This window comes from Maribacter antarcticus DSM 21422, from assembly GCF_000621125.1.
Taxonomy (GTDB): Bacteria; Bacteroidota; Bacteroidia; order Flavobacteriales; family Flavobacteriaceae; genus Maribacter; species Maribacter antarcticus.
On record NZ_KK211214.1, the window covers coordinates 952,749 to 975,145 of the forward strand.

Annotated in this window: 12 protein-coding genes and 1 pseudogene; 5 read left to right on the plus strand and 8 right to left on the minus strand. The window is 39.0% G+C overall.

Features of this window, described 5'->3' with window-relative positions; genetic code table 11:
• Positions 1–1,120: 1,120 nt before the first annotated feature.
• Both Q360_RS0120705 and Q360_RS0120710 read right to left on the minus strand, forming a co-directional pair.
• Positions 1,121–2,566 (minus strand): sulfatase family protein, encoded by a 1,446-nt coding sequence (locus Q360_RS0120705; protein ID WP_027078787.1) that lies wholly within the window; start codon positions 2,564–2,566, stop codon positions 1,121–1,123.
• Positions 2,567–2,901: 335 nt separating this feature from the next.
• Positions 2,902–4,662 (minus strand): alpha-L-rhamnosidase-related protein, encoded by a 1,761-nt coding sequence (locus Q360_RS0120710; protein WP_036196351.1) that lies wholly within the window; start codon positions 4,660–4,662, stop codon positions 2,902–2,904.
• A 234-nt stretch (positions 4,663–4,896) separates the two neighbouring features.
• On the opposite strand from Q360_RS0120710, the gene Q360_RS0120715 reads away from it, so the two are divergent.
• The 5 genes from Q360_RS0120715 to Q360_RS24100 all read left to right on the plus strand — a co-directional run bounded on the left by Q360_RS0120715 (position 4,897) and on the right by Q360_RS24100 (position 14,764).
• A complete protein-coding gene (locus Q360_RS0120715; RefSeq protein WP_027078789.1) occupies positions 4,897–7,665 on the plus strand; it encodes an alpha-L-rhamnosidase in 2,769 nt (922 codons plus the stop codon).
• An 854-nt stretch (positions 7,666–8,519) separates the two neighbouring features.
• Entirely contained in the window at positions 8,520–11,354 is a 2,835-nt protein-coding gene (locus Q360_RS0120720) for a DUF1549 domain-containing protein (RefSeq protein WP_027078790.1), read from the plus strand.
• Between the two features lie 297 nt (positions 11,355–11,651).
• Positions 11,652–13,112 carry a DUF1501 domain-containing protein gene (locus Q360_RS24090; RefSeq protein ID WP_036196421.1) on the plus strand — a complete coding sequence of 487 codons (1,461 nt, stop codon included), beginning with the start codon at positions 11,652–11,654 and terminating at the stop codon, positions 13,110–13,112.
• Between the two features lie 164 nt (positions 13,113–13,276).
• A complete protein-coding gene (locus Q360_RS24095) occupies positions 13,277–13,744 on the plus strand; it encodes an NHL repeat-containing protein (protein ID WP_036196422.1) in 468 nt (155 codons plus the stop codon).
• Between the two features lie 213 nt (positions 13,745–13,957).
• Complete coding sequence (locus tag Q360_RS24100; RefSeq protein ID WP_051554837.1) at positions 13,958–14,764, plus strand: PI-PLC domain-containing protein; 807 nt, start codon at positions 13,958–13,960, stop codon at positions 14,762–14,764.
• A gap of 287 nt (positions 14,765–15,051) precedes the next feature.
• Here Q360_RS24100 and rhaM read toward each other — a convergent pair whose 3' ends face one another.
• From rhaM to Q360_RS26050, 6 genes and pseudogenes are all read right to left on the minus strand, one after another.
• Positions 15,052–15,366 (minus strand): L-rhamnose mutarotase, encoded by a 315-nt coding sequence (gene rhaM, locus Q360_RS0120740; protein WP_027078791.1) that lies wholly within the window; start codon positions 15,364–15,366, stop codon positions 15,052–15,054.
• Between the two features lie 82 nt (positions 15,367–15,448).
• On the minus strand, positions 15,449–16,759 hold the full coding sequence (locus Q360_RS0120745) for a Gfo/Idh/MocA family protein (RefSeq protein ID WP_027078792.1): 1,311 nt from the start codon (positions 16,757–16,759) through the stop codon (positions 15,449–15,451).
• A gap of 182 nt (positions 16,760–16,941) precedes the next feature.
• A complete protein-coding gene (locus tag Q360_RS0120750) occupies positions 16,942–17,460 on the minus strand; it encodes a glycoside hydrolase family 88 protein (RefSeq protein ID WP_027078793.1) in 519 nt (172 codons plus the stop codon).
• 108 nt (positions 17,461–17,568) lie between these two features.
• A complete protein-coding gene (locus Q360_RS0120755) occupies positions 17,569–17,865 on the minus strand; it encodes a glycoside hydrolase family 88 protein (protein ID WP_027078794.1) in 297 nt (98 codons plus the stop codon).
• 191 nt (positions 17,866–18,056) lie between these two features.
• Positions 18,057–21,569, minus strand: coding sequence for a sulfatase-like hydrolase/transferase (locus Q360_RS0120760; RefSeq protein WP_027078795.1), 3,513 nt, complete (start codon positions 21,567–21,569; stop codon positions 18,057–18,059).
• Positions 21,570–21,741: 172 nt separating this feature from the next.
• Positions 21,742–21,915 (minus strand): annotated as a pseudogene (locus Q360_RS26050) (gluconate 5-dehydrogenase); the annotation flags it as partial.
• Positions 21,916–22,397: the final 482 nt, after the last annotated feature.

Genomic DNA, 22,397 nt, shown 5'->3' on the forward strand with positions numbered 1-22,397 from the left:
CAAAATGTATATGAAATCGCATCACCCTTTGGGTCGCTAAACTTCGTATTCGAGGCTGTTATTAAAATTTAAATATGGAATGAGTTAGGACACATTTTCTGCGAATAAAAACAAAATTAAAAGTAATAATAAAGAATTTTTTTATGTTCCCAATAAGCCTTGTGGTGCCCTTGGCAGATTAATGTACTTGCATCTAGGTTAATTTTTTCCAAACTAGTTTTCCAGTATTTTTAGATTTTTATAAAACCGACTATGACTCACAATATTAAGCGCTTATTCAAACAAATGAATGATTTTACTAAGGAGGATACAATCGCTTGTCTTTGAAAGCAGATCAATGCTAATTGTAGAAAATGAATCGTGAACGAATGGGAACAGCTGGTAGAATACCCGAGACTTCCCAAGAAAAAATTGTAACGTTGTTTCAAAAACTACGAAGAAAATAAGCAGTTGCCATAAAGAGATAATTTCTACCTATTCAGAATTGTTAGTTCTATTCTCAATCGTTTAAATAAAGGAGAGTTAAATATTGTCTTTACAGTATTAGATGAATTCTAATTTATTGCAAAAAATAAAAAATTAGGTGTTCCAAATCGAAAGTAAGATTCGCCCTATTTCGATTTCACTTTACGATTATCTATCGCAACACTATAAAATCGAAACAGGAACTACACGCAATTAAGTAATGGTATAGTTGAGGGGTTGTATCTTTTTCTTTTCAAAAGCCATAAATAGGAGCAAATTGCGTGAAAATTTATTGAGGAATTATAAAACAATATTAGAGGTGTGAGATTCGGTTTTACTACTATTTGTATCCCTTTAAAGCCATACTTATATGGCCCTGAAAATAATTATAGAATTCCCACCTAGATTACTCAATAGGAAAGCTATAGTTTCTGCCTCGTTTTTTTATACTAAGGACAATATTGGTTCAATAATTCAATTTGAATTGTTTCTGGAATAAATGAATTTGTTTAAACCTAACGGAGGATAATGATGCTCCATAATCAAAATACATAATTCTCATAAAGTGTTAGTTTTTTCTTCTGTTGAGATTTTCGATGTTCTCGTAAGAGCAATAAATTTTGAGAAGGTTACCGATATGGTTGTAAATTACTAATCACTGGGTGTAAGGCACAGTTCCGGTCCCATCAACAGAATATCCCCATTTTTTGATATAGCTCATCCCTAGAAGAAATTCATCTCCGGTTTCTTTTAATCGAGAGGTCAATTGTTTTTCTAAATCATCTTGAAGTGTTATGAATTCATCAGTGCCTATTAGATTACTCTTTTGATAGGGATCGTTAATATTGTCAAATAACAACCAGGGGCCGTTCAAATCTCTGGCGTAGGTATACTGTTTCGTTTTTATAGCCCTATACTCTCGTCCTCCATGTTTAACGCTATTCCATTGACCAAAAGGTTGTACGCAGGTTAATAGTGCAGCATCACCTACTTGCTCTTTTCCTTCCAAATAAGGACGGTAGTTGATTCCTTCAACCGTCTCTGGAATGGATATGTTACACAGACCTAAAATAGTTGGCAATATATCCTCAGAATTCATTAGAGCATCTTTTGTTCCGGTAGCTATTTTTAGTTCTTTTGGAATGTAATATAACATAGGGACACGTGCTGACTCCTCATAGGGCTGCTGTTTTTTATACGCTCCATGAGAACCTAAAAGGTCGCCATGGTCGGCTGTAAAGAGAATAATGGTGTTATCTAATTGACCGTTTTCTTTCAAATTTTCGATGATTTTTCCAATCATATCGTCTAAAGCCGCGATATGGGCATAGTAGCCAGCAAGGTCTTTTTTGACCTGCTTTTTCATATTGTCTGGAACATTGTCTCGAAGAATGATTTTATTTGGATTAAAGCGCTTTCTATATCCTTCTGGAGCGGTATGGTATGGTGCATGGGGAGTGCCATAAGAGACCACCATTAAGAAAGGATTTTCAGAAGAGTTTTTGTCCTTTATATAATCGATGGCAGCATCCGTCTGTTCAAAAGTATCATAACCCTCCCATATTTTTTTTTCTGTGTCGTCATTGTCATAATAGACAGATTTATTATAGTCATGCGTACACTCATTGCCCTTCCAGTACTCAAAGCCTTGTCTTCTTTTGCCAGGTGCTACGTTCTGTAGTCGTCCATGCCCATCTAAGTGCCACTTACCAATATACCCAGTGTCATAACCTTCCTTTGCGAATATCTTCGCCATGGTCACAGCATTAGTATCCAATTGCACATCGTTCATAAATACACCATGTGTCAATGGACGCTGCCCGGTTAAAAGTGATGCCCTAAAGGGTGAACAAACGGGCATACCCGAAACAGCATTTTGAAAATTTACACTTTTGGCCGCTAGGCTATCTAGATTAGGGGTGCTTACATTTGGGTCCCCAGCATAACCTGTTGCCTGTGCGCGCCATTGGTCGGTTAAGAGTATCAAAACATTTGGAGGCGATTCTTCTAATGTGGCTGTAAATTTTTCCTTTTTTGAATTACAGGATACACTAACGCTCAGTATGGTAACAATAAGAATTAAATGTTTAAGATAGGTCATATACAATGGTTTTTAGGTTGAGCTCATAATTTACCGCATGTGAAAAATAGGTGTTAATTATATCGAAACGGAACTATCATGCGTATTGGTTTTCATGTAGGCCGATAATGTTTTATAAATCAGGGTAAACGAAATCGTATTTTTTTCTTAGGACTCAACCTATGCATATCCAAAATAAAACTCACATCTCATTATCAAAAAAAATACTGTAATTATGAACCCCATGGTTATTTATCACCTTTTCAAGCTAAGGCCAAATCAGGTTATGACTTTCAGTATACTCTTTAATTTTATGAAAAAAAACCTTCATTTTTGAATCCTTTTCGAATCCTTTGTTATTTGACTATAATCAGGCCTTCAGGAGCGTCTACCTCTGTTTTTATACTGCCGTTGGAACTCTTTTGGTGACTAACTTTCAATACGCCATATTTGGTAGGAAAGCTTCCTTTCGCCCATTCAAGATCACCTAAATTGGGTTTAATTTTTACTTTTGTTCCTCCGTCCAATACATGAATTCCTAGCACATGTTGACTCAACCAAGAAGTAGGGCCACTTGCCCAACCATGACAAAGGCTATGTCGATAGCCTACATAGCAGTATTCACCAAAATCCCCATGAATATCAAAATTGGAAGAAGGAATCATTTCATCAATACGTCCACTATTAGCAACATCAAGTACATCAAAATCTTCCCAAAAAGTGGTTGCTCCTAAATCGAGCATTCCACCCCAATAATCGCGTATTACTCGAAGTCCGCCATCATAATCCTTTGCTTTGGCCATAGCTTCTAAAATGTAGTATCCGTAGAAAGTGGACATACGCTGCACGCCATCTTTGGTCAAAACTTGGGTATTGACTTTTTCTGCATCCAGCAAATCAGCCAACACCATCAAAGCAGCTGCTTGCTTGGTGGTGTTATCTTTCGGCTTATGTTTTTTGAGTCGTTCGGCTATCTTTGCGTATTTTGTTTCAAGGTCATTCTTCCCTAGAATTACCATCATCTCGGCTCCCGCCTTAAAGGTCATGACCATCATAGCTTGCAGGCCTGCATGAATGGCTTCGGGTTTTTCACTAGTCGGCCAATCCAAAAATCTATTCCCGTTCAAAATTTCTTTGTTTTTATCATTAATGAACGTACTCAATTGTTCTAATAGTCCAATCATGTAGGTTTCCTGTTCTTTTAAATAAGACTCGTCTCCGTGATAATCATAAATATTCTTGTGAATGAGCAACCACCACATCGAATACGAACTGATACCGTTCATCCATTGCGGAAGAGGATGCTGGTCACGCGCTAAATCGAGACTTTTATGTACAATGTCGTGGTTTCCGAAAACGGTATTAATGGTCATAACCTCAGGGTGCATATCACCTACCCAAACTAACCGATCGCGTTTAACACCATCCCATAAATAATTCTGCATATTAAGATGTACGGTATAGGCTCCGGTCATCCAGATTTTGTTTAAGCGTTCATCATTGCTTTCAAAACTTCCCAAGTAGGGAATATCACGATAAACAAAAGCTGCATCTATCGATTTTATTGGCGCAATTTCATCAGCTTCTACCACATCAACGCGTAGAAAGCGAAAACCGGTTTCACCTACTTCAACACTTCCCAGCCAGGGGACTTCAATAATAAAATCGCGTAATGAATGTTCATTGGTAGCATTTTGTTTTCCTCCAATATTGGACATCGCCTCCCCAACCGATTCCCCAAAACGCAGTCGTAATTTCAAGGGAGTTTTACTTTTACGAATTCCCATCGATATTTTCACACCACCTTGAATCTCCTTACCGTAATCTAATAGAATTCCTGGTTTTTTATTTTCAGTGCTTACAAAACGAAATAAGTTTTTATCATTTACGGCAACTTGTCCATTTCCCTTTTTGAGTAGCGTTTTGGCATTTTTAATGTAGGTTTCCGAATCGTCGGACTGCCAAACGATACGGTGTGGCGTAAGATATGTTTTAACCATTTCAGATGGACTTGACTTACCTGCAATCTCATCTCCAAAAGCAGGGGGGAGTTGGAGTTGTCCGTATGTAAATTGAATAAAAAATATGAGATAAAAAGTCCGAACTATTTTTTTCATTTTCTATAGTAAATTACGCTATTTAATTAAACTTTTTTAATGGGCTAATTTTATAAAAATAAGGTTTGAGGTGAGTTTAAGTGTCCTGCACAATACTGCTATTTTAAAATAATTAAAGACTCAAAACTGGAAACACGATATAAAACCATATAGTACAGGATACTTTTAGATACAAAGGCCGTTATCTTGCTTTTAACTAATTACTCCTTTTTAAATCACCAAAGTGGAACACCTATGAGCACTAAACTTAGTATTGTTCTTATTGTATTTTTAACAGTTAACTTTTTCTCTGCTCAAAAAAAGAATTCTAATCAACTTTCAATCCAGGAACTTAGGGTAGAGTACCATAAAAATCCTGAGGGAATTGATGTGATGCAACCTCGATTCAGTTGGATTTTAAATGGGGAAGGGCGAAATAGGTCGCAATCTGCCTATCAAATTATCGTGGCTTCTTCCGAAGTAAAACTAACAAATAATCAAGGTGATATTTGGAATAGTGGCAAAGTAAATTCCAAAGCTACCAATCAAATCGAATACAGCGGAAGTTCATTAGAATCAGACACCAAATATTATTGGAAAGCAAAAATATGGGACGAGTCTGGGAATGCATCTGAATGGAGCGCACCTGCACATTGGTCAATGGGACTTCTAAATTTTTCAAATTGGAAAGGGATTTTCATAGGCCATGATGTGGGGTACAACAAAGTAGATAAATACGATAGTCTTTATCTCCCGCCTGCCAGATATCTGCGCAAGTCTTTCACGTTAGAGAAGAAAATAAAAAAGGCGACGGCCTACACCACGGCATTAGGTCTTTATGAATTACGCTTGAACGGAAAGAAAGTCGGGGACGACTATTTTCTGCCGGGATGGACAAATTATAACAAACGCTTATACTATCAAACTTTTGATATTACTAAAAGCTTAACAGAAGGCGAGAACGTAATAGGAGCGGTCATTTCCGATGGCTGGTACGCAGGTTATATTGGTTACGCCCTTCTAGTACGTTTGGATAAGGTGCGCGAATTCTATGGGGTGAACCCCTCGTTTATGGGACAACTACAAATCGACTATGAGGACGGTACTACTGAAATCATTGCTTCTGATCGTTCTTGGAAATCAAACGAAGGCGCCATACGAGAAGCGGATATTATTATGGGCGAAACCTATGACGCCCGATTGGAAAATTCAGGTTGGGACACTCCCGATTATGATGACAGCGAATGGAAGAGTCCTAAAGTATATACGTATCCCAATGGAAAATTACAGGCACATCCTGGTACGAAAGTTAAAAATACAGAGGTTCTAAAACCTATTGCCATGACAGAGCCAAGTCCTGGCACCTATGTTTTTAACCTTGGGAAGAATATTGCCGGTATTGCAGAACTAAAAGTCAAGGGGCCAAAGGGAACAAGAGTACAGCTTCGATTTGGCGAAATCTTAAAACGTGATGGTCAAATACAGACCGAAAACCTTCGGAAAGCAAGAGCAACCGATGCTTATACCTTAAAAGGGGAAGGCATTGAAATTTGGCAACCAAAGTTCACCTATCATGGTTTTCAATATGTGGAGGTTACGGGGTATCCTGGAAAACCTAGCGTGGATGCTATTACCGGAATAGTTTTAAGTTCCATTGAAACTGATGCCAGTACGTTTACTGCTTCCAATCCGATGAACAACACGCTATTTGAAAATATTAAGACGACACAAAGTGCAAACTTTTTTGAAATTCCGACCGACTGTCCGCAACGCGATGAACGTTTGGGTTGGACGGGTGATGCGCAGGTGTATGTGCGCTCCGCCTCCTATAATTCAGATGTAGCTGCTTTTATGACCAAATTCTTGGTTGATTTAGACGATGCGCAACGTTGGTACGGCGCCTATCCTAATTTTGCGCCTTTTCCATATTCACGTCCCAATCAATATGCTCCGGCTTGGATGGATGCGGGAATTATAATTCCGTATAACATGTACAAAGTTTATAACGATACACGTGTTTTAGAATATATGTATGAAGGTATGGAAAAGTTTATGGACTTTCAAGAGGATGCTAGTACCGATTATTTGCGACCCGGTGGGGGAAATAATTGGGGAGATTGGCTTGCGGTTAACGAGGAAACCAGTCATGATTTTATCGGAGCCTCTTTTTACGGTTACGATGCAAAGCTCATGGGAGCGATGGCCAAAGCGTTAGGAAAAACCGAAGACGCTACCAAGTACAGGAAACTATTTGAAAACATTAAAAAAGCCTTTGCTGAAAAGTATATTTTAGCGGACGGTCGTACCTCAGAAGACACACAGACAACATATGCCTTAGCGCTATACTTCGACTTATATCCCGATGATTTGGCAAAAAAAGGAGCGGCACGTTTGGCTAAAAAAATAGAGAAAAACGGATTCAAATTCGCAACTGGCTTTCTTGGAACGAAGCATGTCATGTTGGCCTTATCAAAATATGGCTATGATGATATCTCCTATAAAATTTTCCAACAGACCGAATACCCTAGTTGGGGATATTCTGTAGAAAATGGAAGCACTTCTATTTGGGAACGATGGAATAGTTATACTAAGGATGATGCGGCAAATTCCGATATCAACGCGGCCATGAATTCCTTTAGTCATTATGCTTTTGGTTCGGTTGCCGAATGGATGTTTCAACATGCCGTCGGCATTGATACCCAAGATTCGGGATATAGAAACATTATAATAAAACCTGCTATCAGCAAAGAAATGGATTTTATAAACGGGAGTTATAAAAGTATCAACGGCACCATAGCATCTGCTTGGAATTGGAAGGATAATATGGTACTCATGAATATCGAAATTCCCGTAAATACGAAAGCCAAAGTACATATTCCAACGGGAAAAGTTTCGGACATTAGAGAAGGGAATAAAAGTATTTCAAAAATTCCTTCTATTACTATTTTGGAATCCAACGAAAAAGAAACCATTCTTGAAATTGGTTCCGGAACATATTCTTTTAGTGCTAAGTTAGAAAGGTAATTATATCAGTAGTTAGTTATTAATTATTTGTTTTATGTCCCATAGGACCTGTTCATTGTAGTAATAAAGTTACTGATAACCCTATTTTTACTTTGAGACAGTTTTATAATGAAGCAGAACTCGTTAAAATATTCACTGATATTGAAATCGCTTAACTATAATCAGGTTGTTTGTATCTAAAATCCCAACTGAAGAGTCATGGTATGGAAGTTTGTAAGTTCGCTCAGGTCTTGCTTTCCATCCGGTTTTTTGCGGAAGGTATTAGCATTGAGCCTTTAGTCTTTCCCTCTTGGACGCTGCCAACCACGTTCTTATCTGTGTATATTATCCCTTATATCGGCTGGACTACCTTATCTCTAGGATAACAAGTAGATGGTCTTCACTATCGCACAGTAGAGTGATATTGTACATTTTATTGAAAGGTTCTATATACTACGAGCCATCACGAAGCCAATAAAACTAACTAGCTTACCCCATACATTATCATGTGGAAGAAAATGTTAGGAGGACTTATTTTATATAAGAACTCATGTTCTAAAACCTTCGAAAATTTTCTTATACTTGATGGTTTTTCGTTCTTCAAAAATTGAAGGTACCGCCAAATATGTTTAGATATAATTAAAAAAATTATGCTATATCACTTAAACTTTACGTGTTGAAATCTATCTTTATACAGTATAGAACAGGATACCCATACAGGAAAATTTCACTAAGATTGTGTACGAAATTACCTAACTTTTTGACAAAGCTCAAAAATAGGGTTGATTGCTAGTAGTGAAATTCTTGTTCTTAAAGGTAAAACCTCTTTAATGTTACGTGTAATATTATATCCTAAAATTGAAAAGTGATGTTTTATGGAAGATTTTAATTGGATATTACAACTATTGGGAAGGTTTCATCCGCTATTGGTTCATTTTCCGATTGGTCTCTTGGTCGTTGCTTTCTTTTTTGAACTGTTGAGCATTGGCGGAAAACGAAAAGGTCTGAGGCAGGGAACGCATTGGATGCTCTACTTGGGTACCCTGTTCGCAATACTGTCTGCTCTGTTAGGATGGTTGTTGCGCACACAGGAGGATTATACAGGAGAACTGGTAGATAACCATCAGTACACAGGAATCGCTACTGCGGTTTTTGCACTCGTTACTACACTTTTGCTACTGCAGACGCTAAAGGGAAAATTACCTAATTTCTGGGCTTATAGAGTTTCGCTTACTATAACGGTAATATTATTGTCGATTGCAGGCCATTTGGGCTCTTCTTTGACCCACGGCGAAGATTATCTGACCAATGTCCTGCCGGGTAATCAAGATTCTTATGACAATACAAAAGGTTTGGCCTTGTTGACGGATTTAAAGGCTTCGGATTCTATTACACTTGCCCAACAGGATCATTTGAATTTAGAGGTGAGGGCCATTTTTGCCCATAACTGCTATCAATGCCATAATGAGAACAAGCAAAAAGGAGGACTTGTTTTAGATAGTAAGGAAGGGGTTTTCAAAGGAGGCGAGTCCGGCATGGCGGTAGTTGCAGGAATGATTAACGAAAGTGAATTGTATAGGCGGATAACGTTGTCCCCAAACGACGATGAGGTTATGCCAAAAAAAGGGAAGGTGCTAAAAGACAGTGAGATTTCCTTGGTCAAGTTGTGGATAGAAAATGGCGCACATTGGTCGTATAAAGCGGTTAAAATATTTCCCGAGGCGGAGATGGCGCTTGTAAAACCAGAGCTGCCACAGTCAGAGAAATCCCAACCCGTAGATAAATTGATAGATGCATATTTTGAAACGCAAGGTCTTGATTGGTCTTCTGCGGTGGAGGATCGAATTTTTATTAGGCGTGCTTATATGGATGTTATAGGTCTGTTGCCCGAACCTGAGGCTATTGTAGTATTTCAACAGAATAGGGATACCGACAAAAAGGAAAAACTTATAGATATGCTCTTGGCCGACACGCATAATTATACCCAACATTGGATCAGCTTTTGGAACGACCTCCTGCGGAACGATTATAGCGGTACCGGATTTATTACTGGAGGCAGAAAACAGATTACGGATTGGCTCTACAAGGTCTTGGAAGAAAACAAACCGTACGACGAAATTGTAGCTGAATTGGTCAATCCCGTTAAAGGTTCCGAAGGTTTCATAAAAGGAATAGAATGGCGAGGCGTTGTTAATGCCAGCCAGCGCACCGAAATGCAGGCCGCCCAGAATATCGGGCAGTCACTCATGGGGGCGAACGTAAAATGTGCCTCTTGCCATAATAGTTTTGTGAGTAACATGACCTTAGATCAAGCCTATGGTTTTGCGACTATTTTTGCTGAGGAGGCGTTAGAACTGAACCGTTGCGATAAACCCATCGGTAAAATGGCCAAAGTAAACTTTCTGTATCCTGAATTGGGCAGTATAGCGGGCGATAACGTGCAAGAGCGTTTATTTAACCTTTCTAAGCTGATGGTAAAGCGCGAAAATGGCCGTCTGTACCGTACTATTACCAATCGGTTTTGGGACCGTTTAATGGGTAGGGGCATCATAGTACCCTTGGATGAAATGGACAATGTGCCTTGGAGCGGCGAGCTGCTGGATTGGCTAGCTTCTGATTTTATAGAATCGGGCCATGACCTCAAACATTTGATCAAGCGCATTATGATGTCGAACACCTATCAATTGCCTACCGTGAAATATGGGAATAAAGAAGAGCTAAAATCAGAGTATGTATTTGAAGGACCTGTGGTAAGGCGTTTGAGTGCTGAGCAGTTTTCTGATGCAGTAAGCCAAGTTATCTCTCCGGTATATCATTCGGTAGCATATAATCCTACAGACGAGAAATTACCCATAAAACGAATATGGCATCCGGAAATAAAGTTTGACCGAAGTGTGCTTCCAGAACCAGGGAAACGTTATTTCAGGAAAACCATCACGCTTCCCACAACAGCTATACAAGATGCCAACCTTTTGATTTCGGTAGATCATTCCTATGTGCTTTATCTGAACGGAACCAAAGTATTAGAAGGTTCCAATTGGGAAAAAGTGGGCAAACTGAATGCAACTAAATTTTTGAAACCAGGAGAAAATCTTATCGCGATAGCCGGCACCAATGAAGGAAGTATTGCCAACCCTGCCGGACTATTGTTTTCTATGAAAGTTGCTTATGACAATGGAGCTATTTCACAAATCGATTCCGATACTAGTTGGAAGAGTACCGCCGATATTCCCGATTCCAATTGGGCTTCTAAGGATTATAAGGATACCGAATGGAACACTGTCCGGAATTATGGTACTTCCAATTGGGGCAGATTAATTAATTTTAGCTTTGAAGACCAAAATGGGTCTTTTGCAAGGGCAAGTCTCGTAAAGCAGCATCCGTTTATGAAAGCACTGGGAAGACCTAGTCGTGAAAACGTGACCACGTCCAGGGATGATCAGGCTACCTTGTTACAGGCCTTGGAATTGACCAACGGCAAATTTTTTAACGGAGTTTTGGCGGAAGGGGCAACCCTTTGGATAGATCGTTATGGGAACGATAGTAAGAAATTAGTGGAGCGGTTATACCAAAAATCCTTGGGTAGAAATCCCTCGGAAGAGGAACGGGAAATCTTGTTGAGCGTCTTGGGCGACAAACCAAAACCAGAAGACGTACAGGATGTATTTTGGTCGACTCTGATGTTGCCCGAATTTCAGTTTATTAACTAGTTTGTTGTAAAATAATTTATAGTGATTTAGAAAAAATAGTATAGTAGTCTTAAGGATTAAATTTTTATTGGACTCTCACATCTAGCGCAGTCGAGATGTTTTGATTAGGCGCTCATTGTTTTAACCTGAGCGTAGGCATTGAGGAAAGTAGAAATGCAGTTTACGGGTAATACAAGATTTCGTCCAAGCTTTAAGAAGCGTTGCTTAGGAGCTTGAAAAAGTATAATAATTTAGCTCTTTTAAATAGCGAACTAGAGAACGAATATAGTGGCAAGCGAATGTAAAAAAGTAAAAGTAATGGACAAGCAAAATACAAGACGGGAATTTATTAAAAAAATGTCGGCTGCAAGTTTGGGAGCTTCCACGGCCACAATTCCATTAACCAGTTTCTTAAGTTCCTGCACGCCAGAAGTTGCGAAACTAGCTTCCACGGCAGACACCGTGATTCTTCTTTGGATGGCGGGTGGTATGGCACACACAGAAACCTTTGATCCTAAGGCCTACGTGCCTTATGAAAAAGGGGTGGAAAGTAAAAGAGTGCTCAGTACCTTCCCTAAAATACCTACGGTAGTAGACGGACTCGATTTCTCTAAGGGACTGGAGTCTATTGCCGGAGTAATGGATAAGGGCGCTATTATCCGTTCCTATAAATCCGCCGACTTGGGACATATTTTGCATACAAGACATCAATACCATTGGCATACTTGCTACGAACCGCCACAATCGGTTCAGGCGCCACATATCGGCGCATGGATTGCAAAGGAATTGGGACCTTCCAATCCTGTGATTCCACCTTTTATCAGTATGGGGCAACGTTTCACGGTGGGGGAAGCTGAAGAGTTGAAAGCGTTTCATTCTGCAGGATTCTTGGGATCCGAGTTCGGTCCGTTTCTGATTCCCGACCCCTCGGGCGGACTCGAAAGTGTGCGTCCGCCCCAAGGCATGTCGCTAAAAAGATTCGAGGCGCGCTATAAGTTGTACAAAGAGTTGGCCAATAAGAATAAGCTCATGGAAGAAGGGAGTGATTACCAGCGGGAGTCGCTTATGCGTTCCATGGAGCAGTCGTACCGTTTGTTGAATTCCCCCGAGGCAAAGGTATTCGATTTGTCACAAGAACCCAAAGAAGTCTATGATACCTATAATACTGGCAGATTTGGTCTAGGTTGTTTATTAGCAAAGCGGTTGGCCATGAATGGTGGACGGTTTATCAGCGTTTCAACTGAATATGAACCATTTTTAGGTTGGGATACCCACGAAAATGGCCATACTAGAGCCAAGAAAATGAAGGAATTGATTGATAGACCCATCGCCCAACTGATAAAAGATTTGGAAGAAAGCGGCCATTTGGACAGAACCTTGATTGTTTTAGCCAGCGAATTCAGTCGCGACGCCATAATGGAAGGGAGACCTGGTGAACAAGTACAAGACCAAGTGAACCAACCGGATATTATAGAGGATGAAAAGTTCTACGGTATGCACCGCCATTTTACCGATGGCAGCTCCATATTGATGTGGGGCGGCGGTGTCGAGAAAGGTTTGGTTTACGGGAAAACAGCCGATGAGCGGCCTTGTTCTTCCATAGAAAATCCCGTGGTCATCGATCAGGTACATCAATCCATATACCACGCATTGGGTATTCATCCCCAAACGGAGTATACCATTGAAGGGCGACCTTTTTACACTACGCCCGATGGCCACGGAGAACCTATTTTAGATTTGTTCGGTAAACCATTTAATAAGGCTACGAAAACAAATTAGATATATCTGTAAAGGTTCCTAGTACGGCAGAAAAAAACGTTTAAAGCAAAAGTAATTTTCGCTTTAAAAGTTTTTATAGTAAGGGCGGTTTAATCCGAAAATCATTACTTCTTCATCAAATAAAAATCAAGAACTGTTTAAACTTCGCTATAAAAGAGAACCGTATGGAATTAGTAAAAACCAATAGAAGAAATTTCTCACAAACCATTACTAAGGCAAGTGCAGGGGTTATTTTAGTGCCCCATTTCAATATCAATAGTTCCAGACCCAAATTATCCGATACGATTACCGGTCATGGCAATTTTAAATATAAATTCCATAAAGAATGGGGCAGCCTAGACCCTACCAAAACGCCTGTGAACAATTGCCATGAAATGGTTGTGGATTCCCAAGGAAGCTTGGTAATGGTTGGTGATGACGTCCATAATAATATTTTGATTTACGACAAGTCCGGAAAACTATTAGACAGTTGGGGCATTCGCTATAAAGGTAATCATGGACTCACCCTTTGGAACGATGGCGAACAGGATTTTCTTTTTATTTGCGATACAGACGGTGTTATGATAAAAACAACCTTGGATGGCCGGGAACTGATGATAATCGGGTATCCTTCTGATTACGGGGCGTACTAAAAATTTGTATTAGTATTTTTAATAGAGATACATATCAGAGGATAGCTAAGATTTTAAATAAAATACGAATCATAACGCTAAAAGGATTTTATTTTTTATAATAAGTATTTGAGCGTGAAACAATTTATAATTATACGATTAACCGTTTTAGTGTGTTAAACAATAAATCAAAAAACTAATTTACTTTTCTAATCTCTAAAAATTTCCTTTTTAATGAATAAACTAAAATTAGTAGTTCTATTTTTTTTGGTGCTTGGCTGTTCTACTGCCAAAGATCAGCCTTTGGTAAATGCACATGCACATAATGATTATGAACATAGAAGCCCTCTTTTTGGAGCTCTTGAAAATAAGTTTATATCCGTAGAGGTGGATGTCCATCTAATTGATGATAATCTATATGTATCGCATGACACACCAATTTCTAAAGACCTCACAAAAACTTTGGAAGCACTTTATTTAAAACCTTTATTAAATAGAGTTGATAAAAACAAAGGAGAAGTATATACTGGATATGAAGGTTATTTTTATTTGATGATTGATATCAAAACAGAAGCTGCGCCTTCTTACAGTGTATTAAAGAACATCTTAAAAGATTATCATTCAATAATTTCTTCAGTAGTTAATGGCGTTGAAGAAAAAGGCAAACCGATTAAAATAGTTGTGACAGGTATGAAGGGTAGACCTTTTCGCAAGATATTGGACGATGAACCTAAGTTAGTTTCAATTGATGGCAGATTAGCTGAATTAGGAAAAGGGATTTCAAAAGAAATAATGCCTTTCATAAGTGAAAATTATAACAATCACTTATCCTTTTCTGGTGAAGGTAAACCATCAAAGAAAGATTTGAATACGATAGCAAGAATCGTAGGTGCGACTCATAGTGAAGGAAAAATGTTAAGATTTTGGGCTTCTAAAGATAATCCCCAAGTATGGGAGTTTTTATTGAGAAACAACGTTGATTTAATCAATACAGATAGTTTGGTTCAATTCAGGAAATATATAAGAAATAGAACTAATTAGGAAGGGTGAAGGTTCAATTTACCGCCTTTATTTTCTTTTTTAATATATGTATCCTTAACCGCAAACGAATCAATGACCTGCTTGTTCTTCTCTTTTTTCGATTAATTAGATTGTCGGGAGTTCTATCTTAAATCATCTACGCCAAGAGGTTTTTTATGCCTTCGCCCTTCTTTTAGTCGATTGCACCAGAGAGTATCTAGGAAACCCTAGTACAATACTAGAGACACGGCAGATAATCAAACAAAATTCCTTCTTTTAATGGGGTAGGACAATTGTAATCTCTTCTCTTATTCCATATAAAATACTTCTTTCAGAGTAAGAAACACCGGCGAATTGTCCGGATTTGTTTCCATAAGGTCTGCCATGTAGGCCCACCATTTTTTGACTATGTGATTTTCTGCCAAATCTTGGGAAGAGGCATCGCCAGATAGTTTTTGAAAGGCAAAAAGTGTGTGGGTCTCTTCGTCTAAAAAAATCGAATATTCGCTTACACCAGACTCTTTGAGCAGCAATTTTAACTCGGGCCACAACTCCTTATGCCTTTTGGTGTAGGCTTCCTCTTGACCAGGATTTAATTTCATTTTAAAGGCTAATCGTTGCATATTAAATTTTTTTACGCGGTGGCCATTGCCGGCTCTTTGTTACAGTGATAATTTTCAAAAAAACTCCTATTGTCCTCTCAAATTAATATTTTCTACGTTTGCGCTTTCTCATCTTATTGGCCTGAGCATCATCCTTGAATTTTTCCTTTTCAGGGTTCCACTCTAGAGGCCTGCCAAGTTCGTAAGCAATATTGGCCACGTTGCAGATGGTGGCAGATCTGTGACCGGTTTCCACGCTGCAAATAGGTTCCTTTCTGGTTTTTATGGTATCTAGCCAATTTTGGTAGTGGTTGCCTTGGTCTTTAAAAAGTTCCTTGGGGACGCCGCTGTTAGGTACAAGAATGTTGGTGGGAGTGGTTTCAATAAAACCCCTGCTCACATCCATAGTGCCTTCCGTACCAATAAAACGAACGGCCCATTTCCTACCAAAATCCTCATGAACCATTTCAATACCGTTTTCATAGAACATCCGTAAGCCCCGAACGGCCTTGGAGTCTTTTGGGGGAATAAAAGATACCGGGCCCGTCTTGTCCATTCCTAAACACCATTGAGCGATATCGAACATGTGGGTGCCCCAATCGGACAAGATGCCACCGCCAGTTTCTTTGAAATCGCGCCAAGCGGGATAGCTTTTGACCACTTCAGGGGCAATGGTATTGTGATAACTAAGTAGAGGAGCGGGTCCGCACCAAAGGTTCCAGTCCACACCTTCCGGTGTAGGTTCTGCCGGCAAGTCGTAGGCACGATAAGGGTCTCCTACATTAACCAAGACTTTAGTAATGTCGCCCAACTTTCCTGTACTTACAATTTCATGGGCCTTCCTAAACCGGTCCCAAGAGCGTTGCATACTGCCAACTTGTAGCACCCTTTCGTATTTTTCCTTGGCGTCTACCATTTTTCTACCATCATCTATGGTGTTAGTCATGGGTTTTTCACAATAGACATCCTTGCCGGCTTTCATGGCGTGGATGGATTGTATGGCGTGCCAATGATCTGGTGTTGCGATCACTACAGCATCTATACCTTCTTGCTCTAAAAGTTCCTTATAATTTAAATAAGTAGTGACTCCGTTATATTTTGATACTCGTCTTTTTTCTGCGTAAGAACTTTCTATTACTCCTTTAAACCAATCTCGCTTAGCAGTCCAAACATCACTACCTGCCACTATTTGTACGTTGGTGTTCGAAACAAATCGTTCTCCTAAAATACCGCCTTGTTTTCCCAAGCCTATATATCCCAAGTTTATTTTATCACTTGGGGCTACAAAACCTTGGCCCATAACGCGCCTAGGTATAATGGATATTAAACCGGCAGCCAAGGCTGTTTTTTTGATGAAGGTTCGTCTAGAATTTTGCTCTCGGTTTTCTGCTTTGTGACCTTTGTATTTTTTCATTGTTTGTATGTTATTAAGCAATTGTTATTTGTATTAATGTTTTTTCAATAGTTTTAAAAACAAGGAAATATGCATCTCTATAAGAGCTCTTTTTTATTTTTTAATTCTCTCAGATTTCCAATAAACCTCTATTTTAATACTGACCAATAAAAAAGAACCTATGCCAAAATTCTACCAGTTATTTAAAGTGGCAAGTAGGTGGTCGGTACCAATATTGTGTATCCACCCACCATTCCCCTGTCTTGCTGGAAAATCATTAAGGATTTCCATGTTTTGGTAACTGCGGGTGTGTATGCTGTCTTATCTAGAAGACCATCATTGATTCCCCAAGCCAGGGTAAAGGTGTAAAAACCACTTCCACTCACCTTAGCATGGTTAAAAGATGCTGGTGAAAGAAAGCTAGTACGCCATAGACCATCTTTATGTTGTAGTTCCTTAATTTTCAAAGCCATTTCTTTAAATAGCCTCAAATTAAAATCACGGTGTCTGTATTCTTTGGGCATGTCATCGATAACAAGGGCTGAACTGCCAAGAACCCATCCATTGTCACATGACCAAAATATCTTATTATCTTCTTTCAAATTTTTTATATTTCCTTCCCACTGATGGCGGGTGTCCCGTGAAAAAATATGCTCCTCTTTTTTGTAAAGAAGGTCGTAGATTTCTATATATAGTGTGAGTACGGAATCCAAGCATCTCATATCTCCTGTATGGTTTTACATATAATGTTAGCATCGGTGGAGCCATAAAAAGGGTATGTCAACACCACCATAGATCTTTTTTGATTCGTCTTTATTGGTACCATATCTCTATTTGTTTGGCTCGTACAAATACTTTTGAACAAAAGTTTTTGTAGTTTCTAAATCAACATCGTTCTTGTCTCTCTCGTTCATATCTAAATATCCATAAGAAACAGTAACATCATCAGCGTGATAAAATCGATTATGTGTTTTCCATAGATTTCGGCGGCCAAAATTTTTTAATTCGGCAAAAGAAATCTGCTTTTTTACCGTCACGTGTGCCCTTGCATTACCTGTAAGGTAAGCACTGTTGGTCCAATCTGTTTGGGAAACTGGAAAGATATCATGTGCCTCTTGCCATTCCATTCCATTGCACGCACCATGGCTTTTTCGATGTTGGTTTTATTCAATTGTTTTGGTGTTAACCAAGCTGAACACTATGGCCATTATCATTTATCTTCTAGCTTTATTTTTCTTCATTGAAATTAAGATTAGATAAAGTTCATAGTTCTATTTTTAATTTCTCAATATAAAGGCTGAGGTCAAGTATATGTTTCTTAAAATGAATTAATAACTACTTTAATTTCATGCTTACCTGGGTCTAATTGTACGGAACCGAAAGCTGAATTCACTTTTTTACCGTTATGCATGAGTTCCTCTCCAGGTGCGGGAGCGATTTCAAATTCAGCCACCATATTCGCAGGAATTTCAATGGTGTATACTTGTAACCTTTTATTTTTGAACTCATAATCCCCTTTAATGGTTCCTTTTATAGTGGGTACTTCAATGCTACTATTTTTCAGGTCGCTCATTTGTGGTTTTATGGCCGCAATACTAAAACCAGGAGTTTTGGGTTGAATACCCCAAAGTCCACGTGGTATGGCATTAGCAGGTACGGCGCCCCAAGCATGGTTCCAATCGAGATTATTCTTGTATTTCAAATCCCAAGCTTCCAACGTAATGGTAGAACCAATTCGAATCATATTATACCAACTTCGGTCGCTCGTATCTGTCAAAAGGTCTAAGGCATAATCGGCAGCTCCTGCATTATAAAGGCCATCCATCAAATACTGAGAACCATAAACGCTACATGCCATTCCGCGTGATTTTACATGTTCAACTACAGATGCGATATGCTCGTCAGGAACCATATTGAAAGCCAGCGGAAGCATGTTGGCGTGTAATGCCGCATGGTCGGTGCCAATGCCGTCAATATAAACGCCTCTTTCGAAGTCGAATAGTTGCTCGTTTACAGCTTTTTTGGCTTTTAAGGCACGAAGTTTGAAACCCATAGATTCTTGGGTTTTGCCCAATACTTCCGCAAATTCAGCCATGATGTTCATGTTCTGATAGTAAAATGCATTTACTACCGTGTTGTACTCTTTAAAAACATAACCATCACGTTCGCCCTTGTTACTAGGGTCACCGCCCCAACCAGCAGATGGCCAATCGACAATATCCCTAAAAGTCTCTTTCATTTTCTTAGGAAAACCCAAATTCGCCATTAACTCGGGAGTCATCTTCGTAGAAGTTATCAACCCATTTTCATTGGCTAATTCGTAAAGTGTCTTATATTTTAATTGCTCGTAATATTTTTCCACTAGTTCGGTATTGCCGGTGTACATATAATCGGCGTAAAACATTAATGCTACATGTTGTTGCCACTCCGTTGGCCAAGTGGGGTGTTCCATAAAATATTCTATAGTTTGGCGCGCAATGGCATATTCGCGATCTGTTGTATAATGGCTCAATTGGTTCAAATAGGCATCGGCTTCATAAGGAATTCGTTCTCGGTCACCGTCAACGTAGAGGCCATTAAAGGTGGTAGCTTTAATCGAATATTTACATAAATCCCAGACTTGGTTTAGAATATCATTCGAGCTTTTAAAACTACTAGCATCTTCTTCCCAATAGCTGAAATGTGCCAGTTGTTTGAAATTGTCTGCCGTGATTGGTTCTTGCGCACCTTCTATCTCGGCATAACGAAAAGGCATCAAAACTGGGAACCCTTCCGGTAGTGGTAATGCCTTTCCTAACAAGGTGTTTCGCTGATTCACTTTTATGGGAAGTTGGTATTCCGTTTGTCCCGGTTTCACGAGAACCTCAATTTCTTGATATCGTATATGGCTTTTTTTTAAAGGCTCTCTGTTTATATTTTCACCTTCCAGTTGTTCTCCAATCCGGAAGGTCAAGGTATGTGCTGTTTTCGTATTGTAGGTAAAGTCTATAGTTGCGAATGCAGATTTCCCAAAATCTATAAAATAAAAATCACCTCTGTTCTCAAAGGCAACCGGTGATATTTGCTCAACTTGAAAACTATTGGCAGTAGTGATGTTTTTTTCAGTACTCCCCATGGTATAGGCTTGGGAATCTGAGTATCGCGACAACCGATTGTCTTGGTCCCAAATGCGAACTTTCCAATAATAAGTTTCTCCAGTTTTTAGTGCAATTCCAGCGTGTTCGATTTCAGAGGAAGCATTCGTTCGTATTTGTCCACTATCCCAAACATCACCAATATTATTCGTGCTATATTCTTTGGATGACGCAACCAATAGTTGATACGCTGACTGCGAAACAGCACCATCAGGAACCACCCAGCCAAACTCGGGATTAGGGTCGATTATCGAAACATCTTTTGTATTCCGTATCCATTCTACAACCAAGTCACTAGGTCCTTCAGAATACTCATCTGAAAGTTGGAGAATCATTCGGTTTGTTTTTCCTCGGAATGCTTTTAGCTTTTTATAAAATTTAGAATCCTTAGCAAGATTATTGATTTCTTTTGGGTCATCTTTTAGATGATAGAGTTCCTCAACGGATTGGTCATTTACGTACCGAAAATACTTCCAGTCCTTAGTGCGAAGACCTTCGCTTGGGGGAATATTTTTGAATTCCCAAATATGTTCGATGAAAGCAGTATCCCTTTGGATGGACTTGGTATTTCCGGAAACCAACGGTATTAAACTCTTACCTTGCCAACCTTTTGGTTGTTGTACGCCTGCTAAATCTAAAATCGTTGCCGGTACATCAACGTTCATGGCCATTTCACGGCTATCTCGTTGCTTCTTCACCCTTGGGTCAAACACAATCAACGGTACCCTTACTGAATTATCGTAGAGCAGCCATTTACCCGATAGTTGTCTTTCCCCAAGAAAATACCCATTATCACCCATTAAAATAATGACTGTATTTTTATCCAATCCTTTTTTCTTGAGCTGTTCTCTGATTTTTGTAATTTCTCGATCAATGCCCGAAAGCATTCGATAATACCCCTTAATACTATGTTGGTATTTTTCGGGTGTATCATATCGCCAGTACCATCGCTTTCTGTTAAATCCGTCACGGACAAGATTCGGTTGTGCTTCAAAATATTTATCCTCTCCAAGGTCTGGACCTGGCATAGTTATGTTTTGTAATAAGGTATCCGACTCCGGTTGCCAAAAATATTGGTCCTCCGCAGAATCATGTGCGTGCGGAGCACTAAAACTAAGTGAAAGACAAAAGGGTTCGTCGGCTTTCGCATCAGCAATAAAATTCATCGCTTTTTGACCTGTGTATCGGGTCAAGTGTACCGTGTCTTTTCCTAAGGTTTTATAATAATAACCGCGTCTATCTTTGTATTTATTGTTACGGTCGTACGATTCATATTCGTCAAATTGTGTCTCTAAATCATCATAGCGAACACCGTATTTGCCGTAAAACCCAGTTTTGTATCCATTATTCTTTAAAATTGTTGGGTAGGAATTCACCATATATGACTCTCGAATATTACCGGTCTGAAAGTTGAAATTATGTTTACGTTCATAAAGTCCGGTCAAGATGGTAGCTCTACTTGCCGCGCAGATTGGTGTGGTTACCATGGCATTTTCAAAATAAGTGCCCTCCTTGGCCAGTTTGTCCATTTCTGGGGTAGAAATTAGGCCGTTACCTGCATAACCAAGAGCACTGTACCTTTGATCATCGGTTAAGATGAAAATAATATTGGGTTTTTGTGTTTGTTTTTGAGGAGATTTCTGGGCTTTAAGTGGGTGTATGGATACACAAAAAAGGACTACTAAAAAAATTCTCATATTTACACATTTGTTAGTTAACAGGTTGGATTCAATTAGCCTTTTATTCCATAAGATGAAAGTATAAATCAATTGAAAAATACACAATCAAACATAGGTTTTAGCTTGAAATAACCCATCCTGTGCTGTCCTGAAAAATGGCTGCTACTGGCAAATTATTTGGGTCTCCCTATTTGGCTGCGGCGGTTCGCTTGATAATGAAATTATAGAACGGATATCCATCAATCCGAATAGGAGTAGTTTAGGAAGTTGCAAAATACCCTGGGCCAATGCCGTTGATTTGTATATTAGGCTTTGCCTCCTTGGTTACCATATTTTGTGTCAACATCTTGAGTCCACCTTTGGCTCCCATTTCAATATAAAGTGCGTCCTTATGAGACATTGTGTACGAAGGGCCATCTACCTCTACTGAAATGCCATTGCCCACATTGATGCTACCTAATTTGCGACTTTTTAGAAAGTATTCGGTACTAAGGAGGGCAATTTTAGCTAGTTTCAGCGGCCCATGGGGCACTGCAGAACCTGTAATATGGTGATTGTAATATGTATAACTGAGATTAATTTTTCCATTTTACATGAGATCGTCAAGGAGGAATTCATCTCTTAGCTTGGTAGTATCATATTTTTAACTACTGCATTACAGGATGTATATCTTGTTTTATACGATAGCGCCATTTTTGAGGTTTTTTAAATTATGTTTAAAACGTTTCTTTGACAATTTATAAATTACAATAATTATACGTAGTTTTTTGATTAAAAACTTCACCCTGTATTATCTTGCATTATCCAGTAACCATATTATCTAGAAGAGAAATTAGGTGCGCTTCA

Bases quoted from the DNA above. Each gene is read 5' to 3' on its own strand.
- Q360_RS0120705 (WP_027078787.1), bottom strand. From the start codon at position 2,566: ATGACCTATCTTAAACATTTAATTCTTATTGTTACCATACTGAGCGTT.
- Q360_RS0120710 (WP_036196351.1), bottom strand. From the start codon at position 4,662: ATGAAAAAAATAGTTCGGACTTTTTATCTCATATTTTTTATTCAATTT.
- Q360_RS0120715 (WP_027078789.1), top strand. From the start codon at position 4,897: ATGAGCACTAAACTTAGTATTGTTCTTATTGTATTTTTAACAGTTAAC.
- Q360_RS0120720 (WP_027078790.1), top strand. From the start codon at position 8,520: ATGGAAGATTTTAATTGGATATTACAACTATTGGGAAGGTTTCATCCG.
- Q360_RS24090 (WP_036196421.1), top strand. From the start codon at position 11,652: ATGGACAAGCAAAATACAAGACGGGAATTTATTAAAAAAATGTCGGCT.
- Q360_RS24095 (WP_036196422.1), top strand. From the start codon at position 13,277: ATGGAATTAGTAAAAACCAATAGAAGAAATTTCTCACAAACCATTACT.
- Q360_RS24100 (WP_051554837.1), top strand. From the start codon at position 13,958: ATGAATAAACTAAAATTAGTAGTTCTATTTTTTTTGGTGCTTGGCTGT.
- rhaM (WP_027078791.1), bottom strand. From the start codon at position 15,366: ATGCAACGATTAGCCTTTAAAATGAAATTAAATCCTGGTCAAGAGGAA.
- Q360_RS0120745 (WP_027078792.1), bottom strand. From the start codon at position 16,759: ATGAAAAAATACAAAGGTCACAAAGCAGAAAACCGAGAGCAAAATTCT.
- Q360_RS0120750 (WP_027078793.1), bottom strand. From the start codon at position 17,460: ATGAGATGCTTGGATTCCGTACTCACACTATATATAGAAATCTACGAC.
- Q360_RS0120755 (WP_027078794.1), bottom strand. From the start codon at position 17,865: ATGGAATGGCAAGAGGCACATGATATCTTTCCAGTTTCCCAAACAGAT.
- Q360_RS0120760 (WP_027078795.1), bottom strand. From the start codon at position 21,569: ATGAGAATTTTTTTAGTAGTCCTTTTTTGTGTATCCATACACCCACTT.